Annotated in this window: 5 protein-coding genes; 2 read left to right on the forward strand and 3 right to left on the reverse strand. The window is 39.7% G+C overall.

All coding sequences use genetic code 11. The features are described from left to right. Positions 1–901 (reverse strand): DUF7450 family protein (locus CXF78_RS09875; RefSeq protein WP_102036671.1); only part of this gene is annotated, 901 nt, incomplete at its 3' end. A 218-nt stretch (positions 902–1,119) separates the two neighbouring features. Between CXF78_RS09875 and CXF78_RS09880 the strand changes: the two genes are divergently transcribed. Further along, positions 1,120–1,779, forward strand: a complete 660-nt coding sequence (locus CXF78_RS09880; RefSeq protein WP_102036672.1) for a hypothetical protein — start codon at positions 1,120–1,122, stop codon at positions 1,777–1,779. Positions 1,780–1,795: 16 nt separating this feature from the next. Here CXF78_RS09880 and CXF78_RS09885 read toward each other — a convergent pair whose 3' ends face one another. Then, complete coding sequence (locus CXF78_RS09885; protein WP_102036673.1) at positions 1,796–3,649, reverse strand: tetratricopeptide repeat protein; 1,854 nt, start codon at positions 3,647–3,649, stop codon at positions 1,796–1,798. 227 nt (positions 3,650–3,876) lie between these two features. Here CXF78_RS09885 and CXF78_RS09890 point away from each other — a divergent pair, with 227 nt between their 5' ends. After that, positions 3,877–4,209, forward strand: a complete 333-nt coding sequence (locus CXF78_RS09890) for a DMT family transporter (RefSeq protein WP_059745271.1) — start codon at positions 3,877–3,879, stop codon at positions 4,207–4,209. A gap of 197 nt (positions 4,210–4,406) precedes the next feature. Here CXF78_RS09890 and CXF78_RS09895 read toward each other — a convergent pair. Then, positions 4,407–5,000, reverse strand: a 594-nt coding sequence (locus tag CXF78_RS09895; protein ID WP_145991409.1) for an iron-containing alcohol dehydrogenase, incomplete at its 5' end; no start/stop codon positions are given.

The raw sequence follows: 5,000 nt of genomic DNA on the forward strand, positions 1-5,000 counted from the left end.
CATCGGGTGCGAACTGATTATTGATCTCAAGATTACGGCTTTTGACTTTATTTTGCTTTACAAAGTCATAACACACTAAATGGCGCTTTTCATCACGAGTTTTATAAAGCTTTTCATTATGAATTTTACTTGAAGGGTTACACAGTAATACCGGCTTGCCTAGCACTGCACGGGTTTTACCAAATTGATCTTCTATCATAATGGTTTCTTCACGAAGTTTATCTGCTTTTCGCACCCCATAACATTGGAAGTGTTCTCCAGGCATATGGACAGCAACCGGTGTCGCTTCAACGATATCCCCACAGGCAGCGGTAAATACAGAATAGGTTTTTTGGGCTAAATTACTTGTCGACCAAGCCCAGCGGAAATTATTCGCATTGACATTACTGGCTAGAGGGAAGTTCATCGTCCCCCAGGGTGAAGTGCCTCCTGCGACAGAGCCAGGCAACAGGTAAGGTGATTGGCCATTAGCTAACGAGTCCGCAATTAATGTATTAATTTGACTTGCATTAGGTCCGCCGGTTTGTGCCCAACCAGACGATGGCGTCGAAGATTGGTGTGCTTTAAAATGTCCTGAGCCGGTATAAATCGTGCTATCGCCTTTAAAAATAGCCGCCATACCCTGTGACACTTTACCATCCCCCCATGCAATAACACTGACTGAACAGGTTTCTAGTGATTGTGCTGAGTTGTCGATATCGAACTTGAGTGATTCAATTTTTTTCCAATTACTGCCATTCGCACCACGATATACCACAGTAGGTGAACTACCATTACCTGGTGAATGTACCACAATGAAATCATTGTCTGCGGTAATGTTAGCTGTAATCGGGGTTGCTGCGACCATACCTGATGCGCTCATTAGGCACATACTGATTAATGTTTTTTTGAGTATACTCATCCTGACTTTCCTTATTCTGGTTTAGTAAATGTTTGAATCATGCTTAATGACTTAAGCTGAGTTAAAACTAACAGTTAAGATAAAAAAGTCAGCAAAGTTAGAGGGTTAAAAAGGGGGCGTTTTGTGTTTTACCCAAATTTACCCTAGTATTTAGTGGACTATAAAAATGGAAATGCATAGCGTCTAAGATGATGCATTCATTCTAAAAAGGATATTTTATGAAATACATATTACCCCTAGTCACTTTGCTTAGTTGTGTTGGTAGCGCATCAGCGCACCAACTTTCATTTAATGAGCTCACACCAGTCAGCACGGCGATTAAAACCGAAATCACTTTTGAATTGAGCGAGATGGATATGATTAAACAGTATCATTACCGTGCTCAGTACTTTGATATTGAAAAGTGGATGACAAGTAAACAACTGACATTACACAATGATCATGCAACTGCAACAAATGGTGCACCGCAGTCGATGAATACTCGTCAGATGCAGCAACCGGAAGTTGAAATAGATGATTTAGGTGGTTTTCATGGTGTGATAGACCCATTCATGAAGCTACAAGACAATAATGTTAATTCACCCGATCTTAATAGCGTGACAAATCGAATCAATATCGCAGGACTTGTGGCTGTATCGATGTGTAATGCTTACGCTTCGATTAATATCAAAGATCAAAACAATAATCTAATGCCAAAGTTTATTGCACCCAATAGCTTTTTAGTGGGAATAGACCCTGCGACAGCACAACAAAGTGATTATTCGTTATCCGAAGGAATAAAATTTAGTTGTGTGTATAAAAATGTACTCAAGCCAATAGTCAGAGACAGTGTACGCGACATGAAACTACAACAACCATTACTCAAAAAAGGCGGGTAAGCCCGAAAGTAACAGATTACGATGTGCCTAATGACTCGCTCTTGATCACTTGCATTATTTGGTCAAGGTGCGAGGTCAGTAATGTCCTATCATCATTTGACAGGTGGCATTCAGATAAAATGAAGTGACATGTTTTAACCACATTACGCCAGCGTGGATTAGCGGGTAATTTTTTTACCTGTAGGTATTTATCTAAAGAACGTGTTCTTAGACGGCCAGAATCGATTGATATCGTCCAAATTTGGCTTCTGTCGGCTAATTCTACTTTATTAGTTTTAGTGCTTTTCTCCCAAATACTGATGCAATCAATCATAGTATTCACTAATAACTCCGCAAAAGAAGCTGTTAATTCTGAAGGTGATAATGGCGTAGATTCCAGTTGCTGGGCGTCGTCTTGCTCTGCTGTATCGTCATTCGATAATAAAAATAATTGCTGCTTATGTGACTCTATTATGGTCATTAAATGCTGCTGGGCTTTACGTTTTCTATAAATATAAAAGCTCACAATAAAGCCGACTAACAAGCCAACACTGGTGATGCCAAGGATTAAATTAAGTAATTTATCAATTCTTTGGCTCTTCTGTTGGCTGACAATTTGCTCTTCTGCTAACGCTCGTTGTACGCGTTCATTCTCTATATCGCTTTGAATGACTTTAATGTTCTCACTGTATTTTTTCTCCAATAAGGTTTCGTGCAACTGTTGATATTTCTTTAGATAAACCAGGGACTCATAAGGGCGACCATTGTCATAATATAACTCGCTTGCGTAGTGATAAATGTTCATTTTTTGCAATGAATCTTGTTTGGTGTCGCTATAGTCCATTGCGCTTTCAATAAATTTTATTGCCTGAGTCGCATCTTTTTGATGTGTGGCTATTTGGGCTTTTAAATAGAAAATTACGTCATGAAACGAATGGTCATCGCGGGTTAAATATTCCGATAATGTGTTGGCGACATCTAGAGCGGGCGTAAATTCATTAGCATTAATATGGATGGTGGCTACATTAATTAGCGCAGAAAGCCTATCGTCACCGACAAGGTTATCGTTGTAGGCTTCGATGACCTTATTACTGTAGAAGTTTTTCTTATTAAACTGGTTGTTTATATTATATATCTCAGCAAGGTTTCCGTAGAGATGCGACATATAACCGATAACATGAATATCTACATTATGACTTGTGTAGCGTAAGTAATGCTCCAGTGAGAGTTCAAAATAGCGCTGGGATTCTTTAAATTTTTCGAGTTTTTTATAAATCAGACCAAGGTTGTTGAGGGTTATCGCAGTATAAAAGTCATTACCTAAGGCCTCTTTAATCGCTAAACTCTTCTGGTAGTAACTCAATGCTTTGTCATATTGATTCAAATACTGCTCAGTGAGTGCTAAATCGTTATAGCTTTTAGCCAACCAAATATCTGACTCTTGGGTTTTAGCAATGCTAAAAGCTTGTTCAAATAAGGTTTTAGCTTCTTGATAGGACTTTCTATAAAGTTTTTCCGCGGCTTTCTTACGTAACCAAAGATATTGAACATCGACATTTTGAGTAAATGCAGCGCTGTTTTTAACCTCATCAAGCATTTGTTCCGTAGCTACCTTATCACCTAACTCTTGGTAAATATCATATAAGGTTAGTTGTAACTTGGCGGCAACGATGGGGTATTTATCAATGTCTAATATTTTGAATTGTTGGCTGCAAAAGCTCAAGCTGGCTTGGGGGGACACCTGTTTTATCCGGGCTTTACATTGCTCTAATGCTGAACTGGTTTGTTGTTTCGTTTCTTCTTGGGCTGTTAACTTAGCCGTCGTTGCAGGTATATGCATCGAGCATAACGATAACAATACACATAGAAAAACTGCTGTAAGTCCCTTCACTCAACCACCAAGTCCTATCATTAATATCGTTTAAGTCTTATTACACCGTCGAATAGGTGTAATGTCAGTTAACATATTAACAACATAAACCGATAGTCAACGTAAATACAAGAGATAGTAGCGATTGACCATGTGCAGAGCTAAGTAACAGATCTAAAATCGAAGGCTGTATTTTTATTGTTTAATCTTTATACTTCGCGGCTGTTTTGTCTCTATAGAATGTAAAAATGAAAAGTTGGATATTTTTAAGTGTGGCAATTTTAACTGAGGTTGTAGCCACTTCAGCGCTTAAAGCCAGTGATGGATTTTCAAAATTAGCGCCTTCAATTGTAGTTATTGTGGGCTACGTGTTGTCGTTTTATTTTTTATCCTTAGCGCTAAAAGGTATTCCTGTTGGTATTGCTTATGCAACTTGGGCTGGATTGGGCATTGTGTTAATTACAGCTATCGCTTGGGTGATGTATGGGCAAAAACTCGATTTAGGTGCACTGGTGGGTATGACGTTTATTTTAGTCGGTGTCGTTGTGATGAATTTATTCTCAAACGTTACGCCGCATTAATCGTTAACCGAGCTGCGTGGTTTCGTTTCTCTCTTTAATACGGCATTCATTTTTTGTATAGGGGCTAATGCGCCGCTCATTTTTGGGTAACAAAAAAGGGCTTAACAATGATAACCATTGTTAAGCCCTTTTTTCGTATCAGATAGTCACTCAAGTCCAACCGATGAATAAGTGCATCGTTTGGGTTATAAGAGCTATTACCACGCCATGTCTAAAATCTTACGGCTGGTGGCTAAATCGACTTTGCCGCTTTCAGACAGCGCAGTCATACCGTGTGCTTCTAAAGCATCTACTACTAGGCCAAGTTGTTCTTGCGTTACACCGTGATCGCGTAAACGTACTGGTAAACCCACTTGCTTGAAGAAAGCCTCCGTTTTATCAATGGCTTGATCTACACGGCTCGCTTCATCACCTTCAGTGATATCCCAAACACGTGCTGCGTATTGCACTAATTTAGCGTGCTTTTGCTCTTTCAACACACGCCATAATGATGGCAATACAACGGCTAATGTTTGTGCGTGGTCGATATGGAATAGTGCGGTTAGTTCATGACCAATCATGTGAGTAGACCAATCTAACGGCACGCCTGTGCCTATCATGCCATTTAAGGCAGATGTAGCACTCCACATTAAGTTGGCACGGGCATCATAGTTTGTTGGCTCTTCAACAGTGATTGGGCCAATTTCAATGAGGGTACGCATAATACCTTCTGCCATGCGGTCTTGTACGCGGGCATCAACTGGGTAAGTCGCATATTGCTCAAGTACATGTACAAACGCATCGACAACACC

The organism is Shewanella sp. 11B5, from assembly GCF_002836795.1.
GTDB lineage: Bacteria > Pseudomonadota > Gammaproteobacteria > Enterobacterales > Shewanellaceae > Shewanella > Shewanella frigidimarina.

Coding starts and splice junctions, on each gene's coding strand:
- CXF78_RS09880 (WP_102036672.1), top strand. CDS start 1,120: ATGAAATACATATTACCCCTAGTCACTTTGCTTAGTTGTGTTGGTAGC.
- CXF78_RS09890 (WP_059745271.1), top strand. CDS start 3,877: ATGAAAAGTTGGATATTTTTAAGTGTGGCAATTTTAACTGAGGTTGTA.